This is a genomic window from Paucimonas lemoignei, assembly GCF_004342585.1.
GTDB lineage: Bacteria > Pseudomonadota > Gammaproteobacteria > Burkholderiales > Burkholderiaceae_D > Paucimonas > Paucimonas lemoignei.
This window is the reverse complement of record NZ_SLZQ01000002.1, coordinates 195,054-221,021: the sequence shown is the minus strand read 5'-3', so window position 1 is coordinate 221,021 and position 25,968 is coordinate 195,054. Positions and strand designations below refer to the sequence as shown.

The 25,968-nt window shown below is 59.9% G+C and carries 16 protein-coding genes; 6 read left to right on the top strand and 10 right to left on the bottom strand.

Translation table 11 applies throughout. The features are described 5' to 3' along the window. Positions 1-295 precede the first annotated feature (295 nt). Both ppk1 and EDC30_RS04185 read left to right on the top strand, forming a co-directional pair. A complete protein-coding gene (gene ppk1 / locus EDC30_RS04190; protein WP_132257535.1) occupies positions 296-2,416 on the top strand; it encodes a polyphosphate kinase 1 in 2,121 nt (706 codons plus the stop codon). 2 nt (positions 2,417-2,418) lie between these two features. After that, positions 2,419-2,880 (top strand): SixA phosphatase family protein, encoded by a 462-nt coding sequence (locus tag EDC30_RS04185; protein ID WP_132257534.1) that lies wholly within the window; start codon positions 2,419-2,421, stop codon positions 2,878-2,880. A gap of 117 nt (positions 2,881-2,997) precedes the next feature. Here the strand turns inward: EDC30_RS04185 and EDC30_RS04180 are convergent, their stop codons facing one another. Further along, positions 2,998-4,449, bottom strand: a complete 1,452-nt coding sequence (locus EDC30_RS04180) for a Ppx/GppA phosphatase family protein (protein WP_132257533.1) — start codon at positions 4,447-4,449, stop codon at positions 2,998-3,000. A gap of 749 nt (positions 4,450-5,198) precedes the next feature. Here EDC30_RS04180 and EDC30_RS04175 point away from each other — a divergent pair. Both EDC30_RS04175 and EDC30_RS04170 read left to right on the top strand, forming a co-directional pair. Next, positions 5,199-6,947 carry an autotransporter assembly complex protein TamA gene (locus EDC30_RS04175; RefSeq protein ID WP_165973720.1) on the top strand — a complete coding sequence of 583 codons (1,749 nt, stop codon included), beginning with the start codon at positions 5,199-5,201 and terminating at the stop codon, positions 6,945-6,947. A gap of 7 nt (positions 6,948-6,954) precedes the next feature. Continuing rightward, positions 6,955-10,890: a translocation/assembly module TamB domain-containing protein gene (locus EDC30_RS04170; RefSeq protein ID WP_165973719.1), complete on the top strand. Its 3,936-nt coding sequence runs from the start codon at positions 6,955-6,957 to the stop codon at positions 10,888-10,890. Here EDC30_RS04170 and EDC30_RS04165 read toward each other — a convergent pair. The 9 genes from EDC30_RS04165 to EDC30_RS04125 all read right to left on the bottom strand — a co-directional run bounded on the left by EDC30_RS04165 (position 10,887) and on the right by EDC30_RS04125 (position 24,157). Beyond that, the gene (locus tag EDC30_RS04165; protein WP_132257530.1) at positions 10,887-13,700 is read right to left on the bottom strand and encodes a GGDEF/EAL domain-containing response regulator; all 2,814 of its coding nucleotides are present in this window, start codon (positions 13,698-13,700) and stop codon (positions 10,887-10,889) included. The two genes, EDC30_RS04170 and EDC30_RS04165, sit on opposite strands and share 4 nt — an antisense overlap. Then, positions 13,701-14,801, bottom strand: a complete 1,101-nt coding sequence (gene cheB / locus EDC30_RS04160) for a chemotaxis-specific protein-glutamate methyltransferase CheB (RefSeq protein WP_132257529.1) — start codon at positions 14,799-14,801, stop codon at positions 13,701-13,703. After that, complete coding sequence (locus tag EDC30_RS04155) at positions 14,798-17,053, bottom strand: hybrid sensor histidine kinase/response regulator (protein WP_132257528.1); 2,256 nt, start codon at positions 17,051-17,053, stop codon at positions 14,798-14,800. Before EDC30_RS04155 ends, cheB begins: the two co-directional genes overlap by 4 nt. An 8-nt stretch (positions 17,054-17,061) precedes the next feature. Continuing rightward, positions 17,062-18,696, bottom strand: coding sequence for a methyl-accepting chemotaxis protein (locus EDC30_RS04150; RefSeq protein ID WP_132257527.1), 1,635 nt, complete (start codon positions 18,694-18,696; stop codon positions 17,062-17,064). Positions 18,697-18,714: 18 nt separating this feature from the next. Then, positions 18,715-19,353 (bottom strand): chemotaxis protein CheW, encoded by a 639-nt coding sequence (locus EDC30_RS04145; RefSeq protein WP_132257526.1) that lies wholly within the window; start codon positions 19,351-19,353, stop codon positions 18,715-18,717. Further along, on the bottom strand, positions 19,350-20,627 hold the full coding sequence (locus EDC30_RS04140) for a CheR family methyltransferase (RefSeq protein WP_165973718.1): 1,278 nt from the start codon (positions 20,625-20,627) through the stop codon (positions 19,350-19,352). The genes EDC30_RS04145 and EDC30_RS04140 overlap by 4 nt, the downstream gene beginning before the upstream one ends. Before the next feature lie 19 nt (positions 20,628-20,646). Continuing rightward, positions 20,647-21,120: a chemotaxis protein CheW gene (locus EDC30_RS04135; RefSeq protein ID WP_132257524.1), complete on the bottom strand. Its 474-nt coding sequence runs from the start codon at positions 21,118-21,120 to the stop codon at positions 20,647-20,649. A 275-nt stretch (positions 21,121-21,395) separates the two neighbouring features. Continuing rightward, positions 21,396-22,028: a response regulator gene (locus EDC30_RS04130; protein ID WP_132257523.1), complete on the bottom strand. Its 633-nt coding sequence runs from the start codon at positions 22,026-22,028 to the stop codon at positions 21,396-21,398. Further along, positions 22,025-24,157 (bottom strand): PAS domain-containing sensor histidine kinase, encoded by a 2,133-nt coding sequence (locus EDC30_RS04125; protein WP_132257522.1) that lies wholly within the window; start codon positions 24,155-24,157, stop codon positions 22,025-22,027. Before EDC30_RS04125 ends, EDC30_RS04130 begins: the two co-directional genes overlap by 4 nt. 245 nt (positions 24,158-24,402) lie before the next feature. Between EDC30_RS04125 and EDC30_RS04120 the strand changes: the two genes are divergently transcribed. Then, a complete protein-coding gene (locus EDC30_RS04120) occupies positions 24,403-24,687 on the top strand; it encodes a hypothetical protein (protein ID WP_132257521.1) in 285 nt (94 codons plus the stop codon). Between the two features lie 333 nt (positions 24,688-25,020). Then, positions 25,021-25,941, top strand: coding sequence for a serine hydrolase (locus tag EDC30_RS04115; protein ID WP_132257520.1), 921 nt, complete (start codon positions 25,021-25,023; stop codon positions 25,939-25,941). Positions 25,942-25,968: the final 27 nt, after the last annotated feature.

The following is a 25,968-nucleotide window of genomic DNA, read 5'->3' as shown; positions in this document are numbered from 1 at the left end:
AATCACTAAATATGACGCCTCTATTACATTGTCCTCAAGATTAAACTGACGTTACATTGCCACATCGGTATCTGTACCGAAGTCATCAAAATGTAATATAGTGAATTTACAATATGAAAAGCCATACCACCGTGCATTGCTTCAGAATTAAGTAATAAGCGGCACGGTGTTTGCCAGTGTGTTTGGCTAAAGTGCATCTAGGAGCGGAGTGCTGAAGTTCACAGATTACTGAAACATAAAATCAATAACACTTATCAGCGTCAACCTGATATCCAGCCAGAGCGATTCAGCCATCATGTCAACTTCATCGAACCGCACGCGCGGCGCCAACAAATCAGCCAGCAAATCCAGCGCGGCGACCGGCAGCACGGACATATTCCTGAATCGCGAACTATCCCAACTCGCATTCAACCGCCGCGTGCTGGCGCAGGCGGAGGATCCGGCCATACCTCTGCTCGAACGCCTGCGCTACCTGTGCATCGTCAGCAGCAACCTGGATGAATTCTTCGAAGTGCGCATCGCCAGCCTGCTGGCGCAGAACCAGCGCGATGGCACGCCGAACATCTTGCCGGCTGCGGAGCCGATGGAACGCATCGCCGACGAATCCCATGCACTGGTCGAGCGCCAGTATGCCGTGCTGAACCAGGAAATTCTGCCGCAACTGGCGTCGCATGGCATTCGCCTGCTGCGGCACGAGGATCGCAATGACGCGCAGCGCGCCTGGGTCAGATCGTATTTCGAGCGCGAAGTCAGGCCGCTCCTGACGCCGATCGGACTCGACCCGGCGCACCCCTTTCCCCAGGTCGTCAACAAGAGCCTGAACTTCATCGTCGAACTGGCGGGCAAGGATGCCTTCGGCCGCGCCACCGCCATTGCCATCCTCAAGGCGCCACGGGTTCTGCCGCGCGTCATCAAGCTGCCGCCCGAGCTGTCCGATGGCGGCATGGTGTTCTGCCTGCTCTCGTCGGTGATCCACGCCCATATCGCCGATCTTTTCTCCGGGCGCGAAGTGCTCGGGTATTCGCAATTCCGCGTCACCCGCAATAGCGACCTGTGGGTGGATGACGAGGAAGTCAAGAACCTGCGCGAAGCCTTGCAGAGCGAGTTGCAGACGCGCCCCTTCGGTTTTGCCGTGCGCCTGGAAGTCGCAAAAAACTGTCCGGAACACTTGTCGCATTTCCTGCTGGAGCAATTCGCCATCCCGGCACGGCGTTTGTATCACGTCGATGGTCCGGTCAACATGGTGCGGCTGATCGAAATGGCGGATCACATCAGCGAGCCGACGCTGCGCTTTTCGCCATTTCATCCGTCTTTCCCGGCGCGGCTGTCCGATGGCAGCATCTTCTCGATTCTGCACAAGCAGGATGTGCTGCTGCATCATCCTTTCCAGTCATTCCAGCCGGTGGTCGATTTCATCCGCAGCGCCGCCGGCGATCCGAATGTCTTGGCGATCAAGCAGACCATTTACCGCACCGGCATGAATTCGGACTTGATGGAAGCGCTGATCGCCGCTGCCCATCGCGGCAAGGAAGTGACCGTGGTGGTGGAATTGATGGCGCGCTTCGACGAGGCGGCCAACATCAACTGGGCAGAAAGGCTGGAGCGGGTCGGCGCGCAAGTGGTCTACGGCGTGGTGGGTTTGAAAACCCATGCCAAGCTGGCGCTGGTATTGCGCCGCGAAGAAAACGGCCTGCGCTACTACGCCCATCTCGGCACCGGCAATTATCATCCGACCACCACCAAGTTTTACACCGACTTCGGGCTCTTGACCGCAAGGCCCGAACTGACGCGCGACGTCAATGAAGTGTTTTTGCACCTGACCAGCCTCGCCAAGCCCAAGAAGCTTAACCACTTGTGGCTGGCGCCGTTCACGCTGCAAAAGGAATTGATCCGCGCCATCCAGAATGAAGCCGCAATTGCCAGGGAAGGTAAGCCTGGACGCATCATCGCCAAGATGAATGCGCTGCTGGATGAATCGGTCATTCGGGCACTGTATGCGGCCTCTTCCGCCGGCGTGAAGATCGACCTGATCGTGCGTGGCGCCTGCGCCTTGCGGCCTGGCGTTGCGGGCCTGTCGGAAAACATTCGGGTGCGCTCGATTGTCGGGCGGTTTCTGGAACATAGCCGGATTTTTTACTTCCGCAACAACCTGGCCCACGATGTGTATTTATCCAGCGCCGACTGGATGAGCCGCAATCTGTTCCGCCGCATCGAAGTGGCTTTCCCGGTGCTGGACAAGACGCTCAAGAAACGCGTGATCAACGAAGGCTTGAATCCTTATCTCAAGGATAATGTGAATGCCTGGGAACTCGATGCCGATGGCCGCTATCATCATAAGAAGCCGCGCGGCAAGCAAAAGGCGTGCGGTGCACAACAATTACTGATGCAGACCCTGGGTACACCGCTCTCCAAATAATCATGGAAATTCTACTCTGGCGGCATGCGGAAGCTGAAGCAGGCGAACCCGACGAAGGCCGCGTCCTGACTGCCAAGGGCATCCGTCAGGCGCAGAAAATGGCGCGCTGGCTGGAGCGTAACCAGCCCAGCCGCTGCCGCATCCTGGTCAGTCCGACGGTACGCACGGTGCAGACTGCGCAGGCGCTGGAGCGCAAGTTCAAGATTTGCTCCGAGATCGCGCCAGATGCGACGCCCCAGGCGCTACTGGCGGCAGCCAACTGGCCCGATGCCAAAGAGCCTGTTCTTCTGGTGGGACATCAGCCTACGCTGGGTCAGGCTGCCGCGCTGATCCTGACTGGAACTGTCCAGGATTGGACAGTCCGCAAAGCCAACGTCTGGTGGCTTGCCCGGCGCGAGCGGGATGGCGGCGACATCGACACCATCCTGAAAGCTGTCGTCTCTCCGGAACTGGTCATGAAATAGACTGGGACGAAGTCTCGCTCCGAGTAACACATGGCCAGGCGTTGTTACATTATGAGGGAGACGCTCCATCAACGCTTTCATGGCGATGGAATTCAAGCGCGGCACGCCAGGAATTGCTCAGTCCCGCATCAGGAATTCCACGCCGACCTGCGACCACCACTCCTGTTCTTTTTCGATCCAGTAAGCCAGCGTGGCGTGGCGACGGATCCACTCGGACTTGATTTCCAGCTCGATCTTATTTTTCATACGGACACGCAGCTCGTCCGCCAGCACATCGATGCGCGAATGCATGAGCATGACCGCCAGGCGTAGCGCCAGTACCGCCTTGCTGAAATCCGGATCGGCCAGCACGCCATTGAGCTTGCGCAGGTTGCCTTTCTGGCCCAGCACGAGCTTGCTGAGCAGGCGCTGTTCGCCCGAGGTAAAGCCCGGCAAGTCGGCGTTCTCGATCATGTAGGCGCCATGCTTGTGATAACCGCTGTGCGACACCGCCATGCCCAGCTCATGCAACTGCCCGCCCCAATATAACTGGCGCTCATAGGCATTCGATGCGGGTTTCAGTTGCGCGTAGAGAGTGGACGCGATCTGCGCGACCCGGTCGGCGCGCTCGCTATTGATGGCAAAGCGCTCGCGAAAATCCTGCACCGATTGTTCGCGGCGGTCGCGCCGCGTGGCGCGCAATTGCAGGTCGCTCAGCACGCCCATGCGCAGGCCGGCTTCGATCGGCATCATGCTGTCGACGCCAAGCTCGCGCAACGCCCCCATCAGCACCGCAAGGCCGCCCATGATGATGGCGGCGCGGTCCGGCTTCATGCCCAGCAAACTGATGCGGCTGACATGGCCAAATTCGATCAGGCGCGCCTTCAGCAATTCCATGTTTTGATAAGTCAGCTTGCCGTCGCCCAGCGCATTCTTGGCAATCGCATCGGCAATCGCGCGGATGGTCCCCGAGGAGCCATACACGCCATCCCATTGCCGGGCCACATATGCCGGCACATCATTTTCGAAATGACTGCGCGCCGCCAGAATGGCCTTGTCGAAAGCTTCTTCGGTAATGTACCCATCCGGGAAATAGGTATGACTGTGACCGACCGTGCCGATGCTGAAGGATTCCACCAATTCGATGGAAACGCCCTGGCCCAAAATCATTTCAGTGGAGCCGCCGCCGATATCGATCACCAGCCGCCGCTCTTGGGATGAGCCCAGGACGCTGGCCACGCCCATGTAGATCAGCCTGCCCTCCTCTTCTCCGGAAATGATTTCGATCGGATAGCCGATCGCCTTTTCCGCCAGAGGCAGGAATGTCGCGGCATTCTTCGCGATGCGCATGGTATTGGTCGCCACCACGCGCACCGCTTCCAGGGGATAGGCCTGCAGAATCGTGCGAAAGCGCGCCAGCGATGCCAGCGCGGCCTGCATCTTTTCCTCGGTCAGGCACATATTGCTGTCAAGTCCGGCGCCGAGCCTGATCGGATCGCGCTCGCTCTTGACGATGCGGATCGCGTCGCCATCCTGTCTGCCGACATGCAATCGAAAGCTGTTCGAACCCAAATCCACCGCAGCCAACATGCGCTTCCCCCGTCTACCTGGTCAATGCAATGAGCGAATCAGGATACACCAGACTCGGCCCGCTTGTAGCGACCGGTTGAAGATAGAAAAAATCACGGTTCAATCTGAAGACCATGCCGGCTACCGGCGCGGAAAATTGAATATATAGGTGATGAAAGAATGAATGGCTGGCTGGCTGGGAAGATTACCGAAGAAGGATTACTGAACGAGGATTATCGAGCAAGGTGGGCGGGGTGGCTGGGGTGCCCAGCCCGGGTTGGCGGGCTCGGCACACCGGTCCGTCATCAAGCATATCGGTTGCATGTATAACGGATAAAGCTATCGTAACCGTCATTTATGACAGCGTAATGAATTTTCGCAAATCTTCTTCATCGCGACATCGAAGAATGCTTGTCGCCCAAACCGTACAAATCACTCGATCTATGTCGTCATACGCCTGTCACCAACGACGGTTATTCTGGCTGCGTCAACCCGGGCGAGCAGTCATCCTGCGCAAGCACATACTCCGGGATGGCATTCATGCGATCTTATGTCGTGTGCGTCTCCTCTCTTTCTCCGAGATCTGGAGTTTTGACCGCTGCCCTCCGGCAGCGGTTTTTTTATACCCAGGCGCGCCCTCTGTCGGCTTACCCAAGCGCAATGCCAAGCTGGCAAAGTAATTTACAATGCCTACTTGTCAACTACTCCCGTGGCATTTTCGCTGCTCATTCACTCTGCAACCACACGCTTATACAACGAGGACTTCCACGGTGTCTTGCCATCAGCCGCATCTCCTGCTGCGCCGCATGCTGTGCGCTTTGGGCTTGCTGCTGTCGCTGGCGGGGCCGGCTCATGCCTATACCGTCAGGCTCAGCGGCGCGGGCAACTTTGACGAACTGCTCGAGCGCCATCTCGATATCCGCCGCCATCAGGACGATGCGGACATGAACGAGGATGAATGGCGCCGCCTGGCCAGCATCACGCCGCAACAAATCCGTGAATTGCTGGCGACCGAAGGCTACTTTTCGCCGGTCATCACTGAAAACATGACAACGGAAGATGGCGAACCGGTGGCGCGGTTTCATATCGAGTTGGGTGAGCCGACGACCATCGACACGGTCGAGATCCGCTTCCACGGCCCGGTCGTCCAGGAATTCCCGCAGCGGATCGAGCGCTTGCGGCGGCAGTGGGGACTCAAGCAGGGAGAACGATTTACCCAGGCAGCATGGAACGATGCCAAGAATACCCTGCTCAGGGGCTTGCTTGTGCGAGATTATCCGGCTGCCTCGATTACGGCTAGCCAAGCGCGCATCGAGCCCGAGCGCCGGCGCGCCCAGCTTAGCATCGACGTCGATTCCGGCCCGGCATTCACGTTCGGCGAGTTGCAGGTCGAAGGCTTGCAGCGTTATTCGCGCGACATGATCGACAGCCTCAATCCGATCCGTCCGGGCGACCGGTATTCGCAGGAAAAGCTCAACGAGCTGCAGTCGCGCCTCAACGATACCGGCTATTTCAACTCGGTTTTCCCCAGCATCGATGTCGATCCGGCGCATCCGCAGCAGGTGCCGGTCAAACTGAACGTGGCGGAAAACCCGCGCAAGCAGCTTGCCCTCGGCCTTGGGTTTTCCACCGACACCGGCGCCGGCGCGCAGGCCAAATGGCTGGACCGCAATTTCCTGCAGCGCGGCTGGCGCCTGCAGTCGCAATTGGAAATCAACCGCGAAACCGGCTTGCTGGACACGTCCGTTTACCTGCCGGTCCGTAAAGACGGTTGGGTCCCCAACTTCAACACGCGCATCGAACGCACCAACATCGCCAACGAGATCAACGACAAAATCCGCGCTGGCGCGCGCATGAGCACGGTCAGCCAGATCGATGAGCGGAATTACGGCATCTTCTATTACGCCGACAGGCAGCACCTGCCGGATGCCACCGTCAATTTCCGGCAAGCCCTGATGGCCGGCTATAGCTATACGCAACGGCGGCTCGATAACCTGATCAATCCGCGCCGCGGCTATGTCGCGGGCATCGAATTCGGCGCCGGGCCGAAAGGCCTTATCAACGAAGCCAATATCGTGCGGGTGGCGGCCCGCGCCAACTGGCTGCGGCCAATCGATCGCAACTGGCAAGCCGTGCTGCGCGGCGAGACAGGGCAAGTGTTTTTTGCCGATCGCCGCGAGGTGCCGAGCGACCTGCTGTTCCGCACCGGGGGTGGTCAGACGGTGCGCGGTTACGGCTATAACACCCTGGGCGTGGAACAGGGTGGCGCGATTGTCGGTGGCCGGGTCGTCGCCGTGCTGAGCGCGGAAATCGTGTACCGGATCACGCCGCAATGGGGCGCGGCCCTCTTCCATGACGCCGGCAATGCCGCCGACAGCTGGCGTGACTTCAAGTTCCGCCATGGCACCGGCATCGGCGCACGCTGGCGCAGCCCGATCGGGCCGGTCAACGTCGACCTGGCCTACGGTCACGCGACCGGCCAACCTCAACTGCATTTTTCCGTCGGCTATGTCTTCTGAAGTTACCATGCCACCGCGCCGCAGCCGCGCCTGGCTCATCTCGGCAATCGTCATACTTGCCTTGCTGGCGCTATTGGGCTGGCTGGGCGGCACGACCGGCGGCGCGCGCACGGTGCTGAGCGTGGCAGCCTCAATCACCGGCGGCAAGTTGCAGGCACAAGGCATTGCAGGCCGGCTGATCGGCCCGTTGCAAGCCAGGCAGTTGCGCCTCCAGGGCACCGGCATGGATACCGAACTGCAGGATGTTCGCCTGGACTGGCGGCCGCAGGCGCTTTTTCAGGGGCACCTGCATGTCACCAGTCTGCGCGTCGGCACTATCCTGCTGCGCCAGCGCATCGGCCAGCCGTCCGAACCAGCGTCGATGCCTGCCGACCTTTCGCTGCCGCTGAAGCTGACGGTCGAGCGCCTGCAAGTCGATCGCGGCACGCTCAACTGGGGGGCGCTCAATGTCATCGAGCTGGGCGGCTTTTCGATGCGCATGGATTACGATAAAAACCGCTACCGCTTCACCCTGGACAAGCTGGCAGCGTCAAGCATGGCTGCCGCCAGCAGCGATGCCGCCGGCAAGGCAACGCCGGATGGCTTGCGCGGCGACCTGCAGGGCCAGCTCACGCTTGCGGATGCCAAGCCTTATGCCTTAAGCGGCGAATTTCATGCCCGGGCCGACGCGCGCGCCAACGAACAAGACATTGCCGGCACTGGCCAGATCCGCTTGGACGGCAGCCTCGCGCAGTTGCAAGCCGCCGTGGACCTGGCCATCGGCGCCGCCAGCGTCAAGGGACAAGCCACTTTGCAGCCCTTCGGCGATGCCCCGCTGCAGAATGCCCGGATTCAGGCCCAAAATTTGGATCTCGCCGCTTTCTTGGCGACGCTGCCGCAAACCCGTATCGACGGCACGCTGGTTGCCGACGACAACGATGGCACGCTGACGATCACCAATCAAGAAGCGGGCACGTACGATGCAGGCCGGCTGCCATTGCGCTCGCTATCGACGCGCTTTCGGCAAGACGCCGAAGGTCTGTATCTGGACAGCATCGTCGCTTCGCTGGGCACGGCGAAGCAAGCGGCTGGCGAACTGCAAGGCAGCGGGCGGCTGTTTCGTGGCGCGCTCAACCTGGCGGTAACGACTGCTTCGCTCGATTTGCACCGCCTCGACGAGCGGATGCTGGAAACCCACCTGACCGGCAGCGCCGGCATCCGCCATGAATCTGGCCGCCAGGAATTCAATCTCGACATGGTCGAACCTCTGCAACGCCGCCGCCTCGCCCTGTCGGCGCAAGCAATGCTGGCGAACGAAGCGCTGGCTCTGGAGCGCGCCAGCCTCAAGCTTGGCGATGGCGAATTGCGCGCCAGCGGCAAGCTGCAATTGAATGGCAAGCGGGAGTTCGCCGCCGATGGCAACGTCACGCGTTTCCATTTGCAAGACCTTGGCCAGTTTGCCAAGCTGCCCGACCTCTACCTGAATGGCAAATTCTCGCTGCGCGGCGCGCTGTCGCCCCAGCCAAGCGCCGATCTCGACTTCGCCATCGCCGACAGCCGTCTGGCGGGCCAGCCGCTGAAGGGAGAAGGCCGCGCCAGTCTTCGCGCCGACAGCCTCGACATTCCCAAATTGATGCTTGTCGCCGGCGCCAACCGGCTCGATGTCGCGGGACGCCTGGAGGCCGATCGCGGCGACTTGCGCTATACGCTGGAGGCGCCCAAGCTCGACCAGATTGGGCCGGAATTTGCCGGTTCGCTTCAAGTCAGCGGCAATGCGCGCGGCAGCTTCATCCGTCCGCTCATCATCGCGCAATGGCAAGCCGCGAGCCTGCGCCTGCCCGGCATGACGCAACTGGAAAGTTCGCAAGGCAAGGGTGAAGTACAACTGGACCGCAAGGCTTCATTGATCGTGAGCCGCGTGGAGCTTGAGGCGGTTGCCAAAGGGCTCGTCAGCGGCGCGCTGCAGGCGCAGGATCTCAACGCCGCGGTGCGCTTCGCCCCCCCCGCCGACGCGCCTCTTGTGTTGCAGTTACAGGCGCAACAGCTGACGCTGGCGGGCAACCGCATCGACAGCATCAACATCGATACACAAGGCACTACCGGCCGCCACACGATCACCGCCAAGCTGGCGCAGCCGGGACAGCAATGGCAAGTGCAAGCGGCAGGCGCACTGCAAGCGCAAAAAATGCGCTGGCAAGGCAGCATCGAGCAATTCAACGCCACAGGACGTCTGCAAGCCCAGCTCGCGGCGCCCTCGCCCCTGGATGTTTCTCCCCAGCGTATCGACCTGCGGCAATTCCGCATGACGATGGATGGCGCATTGCTGGCTATCGAGCAGTTCAGCCGGGATGAGAAAGGCATGCAAACCAGCGGGCGCTTTGAACAGTTGCCATTGGCATCGCTCCTCGCCTACCTGCAACCGCAGCCGGACATCCGCACCGACCTGCAGTTCGGCGGGGAATGGAATGTCACGCTGGCCGGCACGCCGCGCGGCAGCATCCTGATCCGGCGCGAACGGGGCGACCTTTCCACCCGCGGCGCGGCGCCGGTCACGCTCGGCCTGCAACGCCTCGAAGCACGCGCCAATGCCGATAATGGCAAGCTGCAGCTGGAACTGCATGCCGACGGCAGCAACCTCGGCACCATCGACATCAATACCGGTGTTGCCATGGACAACAGCGTCCGCATGGGCATCACGCCGCAATCGGCGCTCTCCGGCACTGCGCGCATTTCGGTGCCCTCGCTGCGCTGGGTCGCGCCGCTGCTGGCGCCCACCGCCATTGCCGAAGGCAGCGTGAATGGTGAAGTGCAACTGGCTGGCAATGTGGGCACGCCCCGCCTGGCAGGCCAAATCAAGGGACAGCTCCTGCGCCTGGCGCTGCCCGACCTGGGCGTGGACTTGCGCGGCGGCAGTCTCGATGCCAGCTTCCAGGATACCCGCCTGCTGCTGCAAAGCCTGGCATTCGTCAGCAATGGCGGCCAGCTTGCCGTCAGCGGACCGATCGATCTGGCCGGCACGCAGCCCGATGCTCAGCTGGCGATCAAGTCCGATCGCTATCCCTTATTGACGCGCAGTGACCGCAAGCTGGTCATCAGCGGCAATGGCAACGTGGTGTATCGCGAAGGACGCCTGCAAGCCAGCGGTGGCTTTTTTGCCGATTCCGGCTTTTTCGACCTTGGTCAGGCTGACAAGCCATCGCTTTCCGACGACGTGGTGATTGCCGGTCAAAAATCCTCCAAGCCTTCCGCACCGCCTGCACTGGACGTCGTCATCGGCCTGGGTGAAGGCGTCACCGTGCGCGGCCATGGCTTGAATGCCGTGCTGGTGGGACAGGTACAGTTCAAGAACAACACCGGCGAGGCGCTCAAGGCACAAGGCGCCATGCGTGTCGAGCGCGGCACGTTTGCCGCCTATGGCCGCGAACTCAGCATCGAAAAAGGTCTGCTCTATTTTAATGGCGCCCCCGGCAACCCTGGCCTGGATATCCTGGCCATGCGTCGCGGCCAGCAGGTCGAAGCCGGCGTCGCCGTGCTGGGCACCGCGCGCTCTCCGCGCATCGTGCTGGTGTCGGAGCCACCCGTGGCCGATGCCGAAAAGCTTTCCTGGCTGGTGTTGGGCCGCGGCCTCGACGCCACGACAGGAGGCGGCGATCTTGCTGCCTTGCAGGGAGCGGCCGGCGCGTTGCTGGGCCAGGGCGCGGCGGCCGGAGTGCAGGCAGGATTGGCGAGCGCCCTGGGACTGGACCAGCTCAGCTTGGGAACCAGCAGCGGCACGCTTCAGCAACGCATTATCACAGCCGGCAAGCAAGTCTCGTCACGCCTGCACATCGGCATTGAGCAGGGATTGGAAAGCGCCAGCAGCGTCCTGCTGCTGCGCTATACGATTTCCCGCAAGCTTACGCTTGAAATCGATACCGGCACGCGCACGGCATTTTCCATTTTTTATAATTTTGCGTTTGACTAGGAAGCGACCTGCAGCATCGGTTGCTGCTTTTGCCGCAACAGATGCATCGGCAACTGTTTCCCATCTCTTAGCAAGACTTCAATCTCGCTTGCCGGCAGGGGTTCGGAAAACAGATAACCCTGGATTTCCTCGCACAATTTCTGCGACAGGTAGGCGCACTGTTCTTCGGTTTCCACGCCTTCGGCAATCACCCGGATGCCCAGGCTGTGCGCCATTGAGATGATGGCTCCCGAAATGGCCGCATCATTCGAATGCTGCGCAATTCCCCGCACGAACGATTGGTCGATCTTCAACACATCGATGGGAAAGCGCTTGAGATAGGAAAGGCTGGAATACCCTGTGCCGAAATCATCGATGGAAAGCTGAACGCCCAATGTTTTCAAATCGTTCAGGATGCCGATCGCGGTTTCCACGTCCTTCATGACCATGCTTTCGGTGAGTTCAAGGTCAAGGAAGCGGGCTTCCAGGCCGGTTTCCTCCAGCACCGCGGCAATCATGCTGGCGAGGTCATGCTGCTCGAACTGGCGGGCAGAGAGGTTAATGCCGATACGTAGCTCGCTCTGGCCGGCGCGCTGCCACTCTCTGATCTGGACACAGGCAGTCCGCAACACCCATGCGCCGATCGGCACGATCAATCCGGTTTCCTCGGCAATGGCGATAAAGCGGCCTGGCGGGATCAATCCGAATTCCGGATGCTGCCAGCGAATCAGCGCTTCCATTCCCACTACGCGCCCGGTGCGCAGATCGACCTGCGGCTGGTAGTGCAGCACCAGCTCATCCTGGCCCACGGCGCGACGCAGATCGCTTTCAAGTTTGAAGCGTTCATTCGCGCCGCGGTTCAATTCGGGCGTATAGAACTCGTACCGCATTGTCTTGCTGTCGTGTGCGCGGCGCATGGCGACTTCCGCGCATTGAACCAGCGTGTCGAAATCCTGGCTGTCGTTGGGATAAACGGCAATCCCGATAAATGCTTCCAGATGCAGTTCCTGCTGCTGGACTAGGAAAGCCTGATCGAGCTGCGATAGCAGTTGCCGTGCGACGCCGGCGAATTCTGCGGCACTCTGCCCCACGTCCATGGCGGCAAAGCTGCTGTCACCCAGGCGGGCGAACCTCCGGCTCGGCTCATTACCCCACTCCCGGATTCTGCCGGCAATTTGCAGGAGCAACTCCTGCTCGACTTTTCCGCCCAGGCTTTCCCGTATAAATGGAAGGCGCGGGAAATCGATCATCATCAGTCCACCGATGCACTTGTCGCTGGTAGCCATATCCTGCAGCAGCGCTAACGTAGCCTTGAACAGGACGCGGTTAGGCAAGCCAGTCAGCATGTCGAAGTTGCTAAGGTATTGAACTTTCTCTTCGGCTTGCCGCAACTCGCTGACATCGATCCCAGTAGCCAGGAAATACTGGATGGAGCCGTCGGGATTGCGCAGAAATGTCGGAGACCAGAGGATATTGCGCTTGCTGCCGTCGCGGGCGAGCCATTCGGTGTGCACTTCCGGAGGCAATTCCCCTGCCACCATTTTCTCGTAGTAGGCCTTAGCGCGTTCCACGCGTTCAGGACTCATGAACAAGTCCAAGAAATAGCGGCCGCGTACTTCGTCGCGCCGCCATCCGAGCGCATTCTCGCAGGCCGGGTTGAATGCTTCGATGCGCCCTTGCGTATCGATCAGAACCACCAGCGCCCCCGTCGTATTCACCACGGCGGAGAGCTGGTTCCGCTCGGCCTGGAGAGCTTCGGTCCGTTCCTGAACCAAGTGCTCCATGTGGGCATACAGATTTGCGCGCTCCAGCGCTACTGCGATCTGGTTGCCTACCGTATCGAGTACCTGAAAATCCTCATCGCGAGATATCGACTTCAGATCGCCGGTCAGGTTCATCACGCCGAGCGTGCGCTGCCCCACGGTGAGCGGCACGCTGACATGGCTCCTTGCCGAGGGGTCGGAGGAATGATGTTTTGCCAGGAACGGGCACTCGACGACTTCGGCAGATTGCAAGGTGCCGGCGACAAGCTTGTCATGGCAAATGCAACCTGAGCAGGCTGCAGACAAGGATGCCTGAAAATCAAGGCCATGCGCCGCCACCGTGCGAAACCTATCATCGGCATCGAACAACCTGATGCATCCGCCCGTCACGCCCGGAAGATCCAGCGCGCGCTCCAGCGCCTTTTCGGCGACTTCCTGTTCCGTGATCGCCGGGTTGAGCGTTGCCGCGATCTGGTACAGCCCTTCGATGGACTGGTACGAGCGCGCGATCTGCCGCTGCTGCGCTCGCAATTCTTCCGTCATCTGTATCGCTTCTTCGTAAGTCGAGATGAGAAGGTCGAAAATCTGCTGCCGTTCCGCCGTCACGAAATGGGTTTGCCCGCCCAGGCTGATCTTCATTCCGAGCTGCACCCGCTCGCTGCTGCGCAATTCGTGATTGGCAAGAATGAAGCGGATCCGGCTCAGCAGGTTTTTCTCTTCAAAAGGCTTGCGAATGAAATTATCAGCGCCGCAATCCAGCCCCTTGATCACGTCGTACAGGCTGCTCAAGGCAGTCAGGAGAATGACCGGCACATCCTGAAGATCCTCGTCTTTCTTCAGCTCGCGGCACATCTCGAAACCATCCATATGCGGCATGGCGATGTCGCTGATGATCAAGGTCGGCTTTGTCTGCCTCGCCTGGATCAGGCCTGCGGCGCCATCTTTCGCCACGCGGACGCGATAGCCGTTGTGCGACAGGAGATGCGCGAGCTGGTTGGCCTGCGTCTCGCTATCTTCGACGATCAAAATTTCTGGAATGAGGTTGGGTTGATTGATATTGTTGTTCATTTATTTTCCTTCCTGTCCAGCCAGAGGCAGTCGCGCCGTCATGTTCTGTGCAAACATGCGCAGCACCTTTCCGATTTCTGCCGGCGCGAGGATCATTTGCGCGGCATCCTGTCTGATCGCTTCGCCGGGCATGCCATAGACCGCGGCGGAGCTGCGGTCCTGCACGATCGTCACGGCGCCGTCATCCTTCAGGCGCCGCAGTTCCACGGCACCATCCTTGCCCATCCCGGTCAGCAGGACCGCGGCCGTATTGCGACAGAGTTCCTTTTTTACGGAACGAAAAAGGTAGGAAACCGACGGGCACATGCCATGTTCCGGCGCCGCGCGAACCAGCGAAATGCGCAAGTCCCGGGTAATCCCCATCTGAAAACCGTCGGGGGCAAGATAGGCGAGGCCATCCGCCAGCATGTCGCCATGCTTTGCAATCGAGACGGGAAACTTGCTGGCAGAAGAGAGCCACTGCGCGAATCCTTCAACGAAGCCGGAAGACATGTGCTGCACGATCACGATGGGCATGGCGCATCCGGCGGGAATTTCGGCAAGGATTTCCCGTATGACCGCCGGGCCGCCGGTGGAAGCGCCGATGAGCGCCAGCCTTCTCGACACCGCCGATGACGCGCAAGCTTCCTGCAAATCCGCTGCCGCCTTGTTGCGCAGCCGCTCCTTGGGCCAGCGACGCACCACTTTTACCTCAGCCATCGACTTGACTGCGCGCAGCAGCGCGCTTGCCGATGCCTGATGCGCCGGCTGGTCCGCGCCGGACGGGCGCTGCACGACCACCAGGGCGCCGGCCTCGATGGCACGGAAGCTGGCGTCCACGTCAGCGCGGCTGGCGCTGCCGCTGACGATGACGACAGGCGTCGGACAAGCCTGCATGATCAGGCGCGTCGCCTCAATGCCGTCGAGGTTCGGCATATGCAAGTCCATGGTGATCACGTCCGGCCGTTTTTCCTGCACCATCCTGAGCGCTTCTTCTCCATCCGCGGCACAGCCGACAATGTCGATTGCCGGATCGGCGGCGAGTATGTGCACGAGCAGTTCGCGCACCGAAGCAGAGTCGTCGACCACCAGCACCCGCGTCCTTCCGTTCTTTTCCGTCATATCAGCCGCCTTATCGTCGACAGCAAGCCATCCTGGTCGAACGCGCCTTTGACGACGTAGGCATCGGCGCCGGCGTGCAAGCCTCTTTCCTTTTCAGCGGGCGACTGCAGCGAAGTCACCAGCACGATCGGCAAGTTCTCCGTCTTCGGGTCGGCACGCAACCGTTCGGTCAATGCCAGGCCATCCATGCGCGGCATTTCGATATCGCTGACGAGCAGGGAAAAATCTTCATGCCGCAATTTCGATAAGGCATCCAGCCCGTCGACCGCAGTGTCGACCTGGTAGCCCGCGCTTTCGAGGATATGCTTCAAGAGCAGGCGCGATGTGATGGAATCTTCCGCCACCAGCACGCGCTTCATGCGCCCCTCGTCGGCACCGACGCTGTCAGCCTGGAGCGTCGCACCCGCATGACTCAATCCATATTTGACGATATCGTCCAGCCCGAGTATCGCCACCAGGCTGCCATCCCCCAGCATGGTTGCGCCCGAAATATAGCGAACGCGCCGCAGCTGCTTGCCCAGGCTCTTGGGCAGCACTTCCTGTTCAGCCAGGATTTCATCGGCCAGCAAGGCCAGCACAGTGTCTGCCATGCGCACGATGACGGCGACGCTTTCCTCCGCCATGCCGGTATTGCCGCGCCGGGCCAGTCCCAACAAGCTTCCCAATCGCACGGCCGGCACGACGCGCCCGCCGGCCAGCAATGTCTCGCGGCCTTCCACTGTCTGGATATCGCCGTCCCTGAGCGCACGCACGCTTTCCAGCCCAGTGAGAGGCAGCACGTATTGCATGCCACTGATGCGCAGCACCAATCCCCGTAACGTCGCGAGCCGCATCGGCAACACCAGCTTGAATGCGCAGCCGGCGCCCGGTGCATTCTCGATCGACAGTTCGCCGCCCACCGCCGCGACCCGTTCGGCAACGATCGCCAGCCCGACGCCACGCCCGGAGGTTTGTGTGACGTTGGCATTGGTCGATACCCCTGCCAGCAGCACCAGGTTCAACTTCTGCTGGTTGCCGAAAGCGGCGATCTGGGCGGCATCCAGGTGCTGCGCCTGCGCGGCCGCCGCGGCCACCTGGCCGATATCGATGCCTGCGCCATCGTCCCGGACCAGTACCGATACCCGGTTGCCACCAAGCTGGGCAATACTGACGCGCACCACGCCGGCAGGCGGCTTACCCTTGGCTTGCCTTTGTTCAGTCGTTTCTATCCCGTGGTCGACCGCATTGGTGACGAGATGGATCAGCGCTTCGCGCACCGTGTCCAGGATGCGTCGGTCTATTTGCACGCCGTCTCCCTCGATGGCCAGCACGGCTTCCTTGTCCTGGCTGCGGGCAAGGTTGCGAACCAATCCCGGCAGTTGCTGCAGCACCAGCGAGAACGGCACCAGCGCAACCTCCAGGGTGGCATCCATGAGCTTCGAACGCATCACCGAGAAATTGCGCCGGGTTCTGCCCATGGATTCCGCCAGGCGCCGGCAGCGCAACTCCAGCTGACTGTTGAACTGCTCGGCATCCGCGCCACGAACCTGTGCATCGTGCGGCCGCATCCGTGTGCCGGAACGCCGCGCGCGCATGGCGGCGCCGGAAGGCGCCTCTGCGATCCTGGTCTCTTCTCGTTGCATGGCGATGTCGTCGACCAGTGACAGCAAATCATTGAGGTGATGCTGCAGGTTGAGCTCCACCGATAACAGTGCTTCGGCCTGATAGCGGATGACATCCAGGTACTTGCTCTGCACGCGGATCATTTCAGAACTGGACGGCTCCCGCGCTTCGACCGCTTGCCCGATTTCCTCCGGCGGCGTGAACGCCGTTGGCGTAGCCGTCGCCTCAAGAGTATCGTGTGCGGGTTGCGCCAAAAGCTCGGCCAACTGTTCCAGCCGCGCCGCAAGGCTGGCAGCCTGGTTGCGTACCCGGCCGGAAGGGTTCTCGACCAACGCCTGCATCATAGTGCCGGCCTGGTGGGCAAGATCGAATTGCTCCGGCAGCAGCGCCTGCGGCGACTTGTGCAGCTCCGAAAATACGCTTTCCATCGTATGGCAAAGCATTTCCAGTTCCGTCAGGGTGACCGCCCGTGCCGCCCCTTTCAGCGTGTGCAGCCTTTTCAGTATGCGTTCGACAAGGCCCTTGCGCGCGTCCGGTCCAGCCTGTTCCAGCAAGACCAGGCTGGCGACGGTATCTTGCACATGCTCCTGCGCCTCGACACGAAACGTGACGAGCAGCTTTTGCAGGAACTCCTTGTTATGATCCGCCATGGCATCGATTAGAGCTTGAAGCGCTCGCTCACTTCCTTGAGCTTTTGTCCCAGCTCGTGCAGATTTTGCGCCGAGGCTTCGGACTGCCTGGAACCGGCCGCGTTCTCCACGCTCACCTGCTTGATGTTTTCCATAGCCATCGCCACCTGGTCCATGCCGGCCAGTTGCTGCTGGCTGGTCGCAGCGATTTGCGCCGCCGCCTGCGCGGCATCGGCGATTCCTTCGGAGAGGCTCTTGAATGCATTGCCGGCTTCGGCAGCCTGCTCGACGCCGCTGGCGACTGCTCGGGCGCCCTGCTCGGTCGTCATGACCGCGGCGCTGATCGCCTTCTGGATCTCGCCGAGAATTTGCCGAACCTGCCGGGTCGCCTGCCTGGACTGCTCAGCCAGGTCCCTGATCTCCTGCGCCACGACGGCGAAGCCCTTGCCCTGTTCTCCCGCCTTGGCGGCTTCGATCGCCGCATTGACTGCCAGCAGATTGGACTGGTCCGCCAGGCCGCCCACCGTCGCGACGATTTCCGCGATGGCCTGGCTGCGGTCGCTGAGCTTGACGATGGTCTCGGCGATCGACTCCATCTGCTCCTGGACGGTTTCCATTCCCTCGACGCCGCCCTCGATCGACTTGCGCCCGGTTTCCACGGTGTGCGCGGCCCGCTGCGCCATATCCGATACCGTGCGCGCCTTCTGGCTGGCCAGCAGCGCGGTTTGCTTGACTTCCTCGACGGTCGCTGTGGTTTCGCTGACGGCCGCGGCAGTTTCGGACACGCCGCTGGCGACCTGCGTGGTGCCGGCCAGGATTTCGCTTGCCGCCGCGCTCAGCGTGGCGATGCCGGCATTCGTCTCCCTTATCATCTGCCGCCACGACGCCACCATGGCATCTAATGCCCGCAGCAGCTGGCCGACTTCGTCATTGCCGTTTGCCGCTGGAATGCTGACATTGAGATTGCCGGTCGCGATCTGTTGCGCCATTCCTGTCACTTCCTTCAGCGGCCTGGCGATGATGCGGTCGAGCCAGAATACCAGCCCCAAGCCGAGGGCAATCGCGATCAGGTTCGCCAAGATCAATGCCTTTTGCGCGTCGCTGACGACCGCTTCCGATGCCAGCATGCGCTTTTCAGCCTCGGCAAATTGTTGTTCGCCTGCTTCGTCGGCAATCTCCCTGAGCGCCTGGAACCGGGTTTGCAAGGGGCCGATGATGGCGGCACTGGCCTCGTTGCGCTTGCCGTTATTTAAGGCTGGCATGACGTCGCGATCCCGGACGGTGACGAACTCCTGTCGCAGGGCCTGGATTCTGTCCAGCTTCGAAGCAAACGCGGCATCCGTGTCCCTGTGCTTTTCCAGTTTTTTCAGGATCTCCAGCACCTGCGTTCTTTCCCGCTCAAGCTGTTGCAGCAAACTGGTTTGCCCGGATTGCTCGGTCAACGCCAGCGACAGCAGCACCACGCGCTCACGATTGATTGCGTTACGCAGTGCCATCAAATTGAATGCAACCGACAGATCTTCCTGGAACAAGACTTCCTGGGATTGCTTCAACTGTTCGGCATTACGGTAAGCCGTCGCGCTCACCGCCAGCAGCAGCACGATCATCAAGCCAAAACCAAGCAAGAGCTTGGCGCGGGTACTGTAATTCGAAAGAAAATTCATCTGTCCTCCATTTATTTTTTATTGTCGGCCGGCGTCGATCGCCAGCCGGGGATCCGCCAGCAACCGGGCAGCATCCAGAACGGCAGTGCGGTTGGCGCTCACGCCTTGCAGGTAAGTGCCGGCCTTGTCCGCAAGTGACGGCATATTCCTTTCGATGGCATCCCGCGGCATGCTTTCGATTCCCACAATCTGTTCCGCCAGAATGCCGAACTCCATCGTCTCGCTTTTCAATGCAATGATCGACACTGGATCCAGCAGGCCGGAAATCGGCAAATCCAGCAGCAATCGCAAATCGATCACCGAGAGCACTTCGCCTTGCGCCATGATGATTCCCACCACGAAATCGGGCACGCCCGGGATCGGGGTAATCGGCGTAATCGGATATACCTGGTCCACGTGCACCGTCTCGAACGCATACCGTTCGCCTGCCACCATGAATTCGAGCACGTCAAGGTGCTGCCCCGGCTGCTCCGGCGCCGCGACGCGGTCTGCGCTTTTAGCCAGGACGGCGGCACGTTCGCGCAGGATCTGCTGCTGCCTCTCCGGCCCCGGTTCGTCCAACTCCTCGATTGCCATGCGGGTTTGTTCGAGGCGCCGGTTGATGTCGGCCCAGTCCGTTGCAGCTGCCTGCTTGCGGGGCGTATGCCTGGACTTCATCGATTCCCCGCTTCACGGAATGCCCGCACCGACGCGCGCAAATATGCGGCGGTAAGACCATCGGATTGCGACACGATCTCGTCATCCGCAAGGCTGTTCAACAGCTTGCATGTCGCATCAAACAGCCGGTTTGCGGCGTGACGGTCGCCCTGAGCGGAATGCGTAATCCCCATCAGGTAATGCGCCATGACGGAATCCGGCTGCAGGTACAGCATGCGCTTGAGGTTTTGCATGGCTTCGGCATGCCGGCCCGATTCCATCGCCGTCAATGCCCTGGCATGGAAGTCCTCGGCTGCAGCCGGCGCTTCAGCCGATTCCCGGACAATGCGGGTCGGGGTGCGGGTTTTCGCCTTATGCGTTTCATGCTGTCGCAGCGCCGGCATGAGCAGGATTTTGTCATCGTGCCGGCCGGGTTCAGGCAAGCCGAGCCGCTTGGTCGCACGCAGGGCGGCAGGCGCCGTCTTCCTGAAAAAAATCGCGTCCGGGTAATACACACCGTCGAATCCCTTGAACAGTTCCGCCGATGCCTCGCTGGGACTGACCACCAGCCAGCCGCCATCGACCAGGCATTGCCATAATCTCTGGATGACCTGCCGTGCCTGCGCCTTGGAAAAATACATCAGGACATTGCGGCAAAAAATAATGTCCATCCCCTGGGTATTCGTGGCAATGGAGGGATACGCCGGAAGCGCCAGGTTTAATTCGGAGAATCGCACCATGTTCCCGATTTCATCGTTCAGGCGGTATTGCCCATCCCTGGTCGGCGCAAAGTAGGCTGCCTGCAGCGCCGAATCGGTGTTTCGGAACGACCAGCGGCGATAGACGCCGGCTCGCGCAGTTTGCAGGAAGTCGGGGTTGATATCCGTCCCGAGAATGGAAATTTGACTGGCTGGTATTTGCGGCACGGATTGCCGCAGCGTCATGGCAATCGAATACGCTTCCTCGCCGGAGCAGCATCCGGCGCTCCATATGCGCAAGCTGGTATGCCGAGCGCCCAGTGCCGTCATTTTTTCCCTGGCATAGTCGCGCACCAGCTCAAAGGCTCTCGTCTCGCGGAAGAAGTAGGTTTCCCCGATGGTGAGATGGCGCGCGCACAAATCGGATTTCGCCTTGTCCCAAGGACTGCGCAGCAGCCATTCGATGCATTCGGCTTCGTTTTCCGCGCCGACGTCGTCAGCGATTCTTCGCACAGCCTGGCGCAAGTCACGCTTCTTGCGCCCTGAAAAAGCCAGCCCGGTTTCCGTTTCGATTTTTTCCGCGCATTGGTCAAGCATGCTGTCCAGCGGTATGAGATCAGTGGGCAGCATGGTCAAGTTGAGCTAGCGCGCCGTCGATACATACCTTCTCGTCATCGAGCAGGAATTTTTCAGGATCGCAGATAATGCACAAGCCATCGTCTGTGCGGATGATTGAGGATATGTAGTCGCTTGCCGCGAACTTCTCCGGGACCTCGATGCGGCTATCCACTTCATGCGCGCGCGCGCCGTTCACACGGTCGACGATCAGCCCGACGCAAGCGCCCGTGATGTCAAGCAAAAGCACTTGCTGCGACAGGCCGATGCCGGTAAACGGCAAGCCGACGCGCTGGAAGAAATTGACGATAACGGCCGTCTCGTCGCCGAGGTCGAGCATGCCCAGCACAATTTCCGGCGCGCCGGGCAATGGCGCGAGCCGGGCGCTGGGAACGACGCGGCGAACATACTCCACGGGCACTGCGAAGCGGTGCCCTTGACAGTCAAATTCAGCCAAGACCATTGTTTTTTTCATCGATCATTCCCCTGCCATTTAATGGGGAAGCGCTATTCTTGTAATAGTCATCAGCCTCAAACAGCTGGGTTCATTAATGTCCAGTATCGTTACTATAGAAGATTGTGACTGCACGTCATATCAATCAATTGCTGACTGAACATGTCATGGAATTGACGCATCGCTGTCGCATTTTTTGCGACAGCGAGCGCTAACCGGGAGGCGGGAAAGGTAAGAAGTTCAGGCGCGAAGTTCTGACAAGATTTGCAACACGCCGATCAGATGGGCTTACGACATCAGCTCACCAGCTGATGTTCAATCGCATAGCGAATCAGCGCGGCGTTGGACACCATGCCAGTCTTGCGGAAAATCCGTGTACGGTAGGTATTGACGGAACTGATGCTGATGGCAAGTCGCGCGGCGATCTGCTTGACCTGCATGCCAGAGGCCAGCATGGACACCACTTGCAATTCGCGCTCGGTGAGGCATTCATGCGGCAGCATACGTGAAGGATGACGCGCCTCGTTCGCCAGAAGCTCCGCCAACTGCGGGCTGACATACACGCCGCCGTCAATGATCTTCTGGATGGCTTTGGGAAGTTCTTCAGCGGCCATCGACTTGGTAATGTAGCCCGAGGCGCCGGCTTTCAGGGCGCGCACCGCATAGCGCTCTTCCGGATACATGCTCAATATCAGCACCGGAATCGCCGGGAATTGCTGGCGCACCAATTCCAGCCCCTCCAGGCCGTCGATGCCGGGCAGATTAATGTCCAGCACGATGATATCGGGCTCATGCGCTGCTGCCAGCCGCAGGGTCTGTTCGATATCGGCCGCCTCGCCCGCGATATGGATTCCCTTGGACGAGCGAATGATTTTCTTGATTCCCTCGCGGATCAATTCATGATCGTCCGCGATGACGATTCCCGTCATGGTGTGTCTCCCACATGTAATAGCGGCGCCATGCCAAAAGCGTCGCCACCGGATTCTTCCACCAGCGGCACGTTGACCGAGACCAGCGTGCCGGAAGGCTGCACTGACCCCACCACCAGTCGGCCGCCGGCAATGGCGGCGCGCTCGCGCATGCCTTTCAAGCCGATTGACCGGTTGCTGCGCCTGTACTTTGCGCCGATCCCGATGCCATTGTCGCGCACCCGCAGCTGCACCCGATTGCCCCGGCACCCGAGGCTGATCCATGCCTGGCTGGCGTTGGCGTGACGCAGTATATTGGTCATCGCCTCCTGGAATATGCGAAACAGCGTAGTCGCGGTCGATTCATTCAGATGCGGCATGTCCGCCTCGAGCGACAAATGGCAACGGATTCGCGTCCTGCGCTCGAAGTCGCTGGCATGCCATTGTATAGCGACAGACAATCCCTGGCTTTCCAGCTCCGGCGGCCGCAGTTCCGTCGCCAGGCGCCGCACCACCTGAATCGCCTGCTCGATGGTCGAACTGGCCGAGCGCAGCTCAGTCGCCACGGCCTGGGGGGAAAACGGCGCATCCGCCGCTTTGAGTTCCTCCTCAAGCAACTTGATATCGATCTTGGCGGCAGACAGGATCTGGCCGAGCTGGTCATGCACTTCACGCGCCAGCGCATAGCGCTCTTCTTCACGCGCCGTCTCCAGGCTTTCATACAGCGTGCGCAGCTCCGCCTGGGAAGACAGAATCTTTTGTTCGGACAGCTTGCGGTCCGTAATGTCGATACAGGTGCCGATGTATCCGACAAATTCGCCGTGGATGCCGTAGCGCGGCATGGCCTTGTCGAGCATCCAGCGATATTCGCCGCTGAAATGCCGGAGCCGATACTCGAGGGTCACTGTCTCACGCTGCGCAAAGGCATTCCGGTAACGCTCCAACTCTCCCGCATCGTCGGGATGAAAAACCTCTTTCCAGCAGCGCTGGTCCACCTGCTCCAGGCGGTACCCGGTGAATTCGCGCCAGGTATCGCTGACGAAATTGCAAGTCATGGACGCATCCGACATCCATACCAGGCAGGGCAAAGCCGACATGACGGTATGGAACTGGTGCGCCTGCTCGCGCCGCTCCAGCTCGAACTGCCGGACCCGGCGCACCGCGTTTTCCAGGTGTAGCCGCACCATTTGCAGAAAGTCCTGCTGGACCGCATCGTTAGGGCGCAAGGGATTGACCGCCAGGATCAGATAACCGTCGGGACGCTGATAGCTGGAGTAACAAAACGGCTTGATTATCATGACCTGCGGATTGATATCCGGGATCGTTCCGCGTTCCCAGTGAATAAGGATGGGCGCGAATGCGCAACTGCGCGCCACCGGACTGGCCATGTCCAGCAATCCAGTGTAGAAGCCGCCGGGCTTGAGATCGATGAATTCCGGGCAAAGCGGCGAGCCTTTCCTGATTCCCGCGGCAGCGACGAGATCCAGGCCGGAGCGGTCTTCGCGTATCTCGTACCAGAGCCCGAACGGCAAGTCGCGTGGATTATCCAGCACGGTATTCTCAAAGGCGATACGGATATCGTGCATGTTCGTGGCATCGGACAAGCCTTGCGCCAGCATGCGCATGACATTGGCCCGCCGATAGCTGACGAATTCCGCCGTGGTTTCCCAGCAGAGGACGAGTACTCCGCGCACCTGGCCGGTTTCGTCAGCCAGCGGGTTATAGGAAAAATTGAAGTAACTCTCTTCCAGATAGTCATGGCGCTGCATGAGCATTATCTTGTTGGCCATCGCAACCGGACGCCCGGTTTCCTTTACGCTCGTGAACAAGGGCTCGATGAAATCCCAAATTTCCGCCCAAGTTTCGGAAGTCTTGATGCCAAGCGCTTCAGGGTGCTTGCGCTTGCCAAGGGCTGAAATATAGGCATCGTTGTACATCTGGATACAGTGCGGCCCCCACGCGATATAGGCAGGGCCGCCGCAATCGAGCATGATGGCGACAGCCGACTTGAGACTGTCCGGCCAGCTTGACGGCTCGCCGAGCTCGGTCTTGGACCAGTCAAACTCACGGATGCGTTTGCGCATTTCCCCTTCGCCCTGGAGAAAATGCAAACTCGGATCGGCTGCTATATTTTCTTTAAAGATATTCATTTCACAATTTGCCGTCAATTCTGGGGAATTGCTTTTATTAAACCTCTGATAACGCCCCCCATCAATGCATCTGAAGTAAGTGCAGATATTGTGACTTGCTTAAACAAGATAGACAAAACAATAGCGTCTTCTGGTCAGACTTTTATATCGGCATCAAGGAAATAATTCGACATCCATGCCAAGCGCCCGCTTCTATGTAAAGCTTGAGCTACCAATCAACACCGTCATAAAAGGATTTACTCACTATGGATCTTGATCGCAAGATGCTGGCACCGGTAAAGGAGACGCGTCGTGCCCTCGTCAATAAGCCTGCCTTGTTCGGTTTGGTTGCCGGCTTGGCAATGTACGCATGCTGGTCCGCCATGCGCACTGCTCCCCGGCGCGCACGGCGCTACTCCGATCATGCTCAAGAACGGCGCGCGCCGCTGAGTCTTTTCACCGCCGGCGACCATCCGCGCCGCAGGGCCATCGACCATTCAAATGCACATCCTTTGTTTGAACGGCGCGAGGAAGTCTACGAAGCGTACTGATCGACTCCAGCTTCGGGCAAGCGTTGCAAGGTTCGCCACGCTTGCCCATACCGGTTCCTCTGCTTCCCGCTATGTCCACCATAAAATTCAATTAGCCTGCGATCCTGAACCGCACCAGCACATTGCCATGTTCAATCGGCACAGCCAATTTCATTAGAAATTCCCAATTTAAGTTTCCCAAGAGATAAGAAAAATTTTCCTCGCGCCAATCGCATGCGCGCTTGAAACAACATTTTTTGATTTCTCTAAAAAAACACTGTTGATCCTGCATTGTTGCTCAGCGTTAAAGCGGTAAGATACGTGCTGCGCGTCAATTTTCGTTTTTGCCGGATCATGTTAAAGAAAACCATTCTTGCCCTCTTTTTGTCGTCCGCCTCTGCTGCCTTTGCTTTGCCTTTTCATTCACAGCATGCGATCGTGTATGAAGAAGGCAGCGGCAAGGTCTTGCTGGAGAAAGACCCCAATGCAGTCGTGTCCATCGCGTCGCTCACCAAGCTGATGACAGCCATGGTGGTGCTGGATGCCAGACAGGACTTGAATGAATCAATCGATATCGAAGAATCCGATGTCGATACTGTCAAGCATAGCTCGTCGCGCGTGCCCGTCGGCGCTGTCTTGCCGCGCCAGACCGTGTTGCAACTGGCCCTGATGTCATCCGACAATCGCGCCGCCGCCGCCCTGGCCCGCACCTATCCCGGCGGACGCACCGCCTTCCTGGCCGCCGTACAGCACAAGATCAGGTCGCTGGACATGCGCAGCACGGTGATCGAAGAACCGACCGGCCTGTCGCCGCATAACCGCTCGACCGCCGCCGACCTGGTCAAAATGGCAACCGCCGCTTCGCACTATCCGGAAATCGTGCGCCTGACGACCAACACGGAAGACGAGGTGGACATGAATGGCCGCCTGGTTCACTTCCGCAATACCAATCGCCTGGTGGGCAAGCCGGACTGGGATATTCAGTTATCGAAAACCGGCTTTACGCGTGAAGCCGGCCGCTGCCTGATCATGCGCATGAAAGCCGCCGGCAAGAATGTCGTCGTGGTGCTATTGAATGCCCGCGACAGCCTTGCCCGCATGGCGGATGCGGAAAACGTCCTGCGTCACCTGGAAGGCCGTCCGACCGCCATGACCGTGGCGGCGCAAGCGCCGGCGCCGGCCAAAGTCTCGACGCGCCACCGCGTCAAGCGCAAAGCACATGGCGCCACCACCAAGATGGCGGACAAGCGCACTGCCAAGCAACGCCGCGTCTGAACAGCCTAAGCGGCGGCAAGCGGTGTC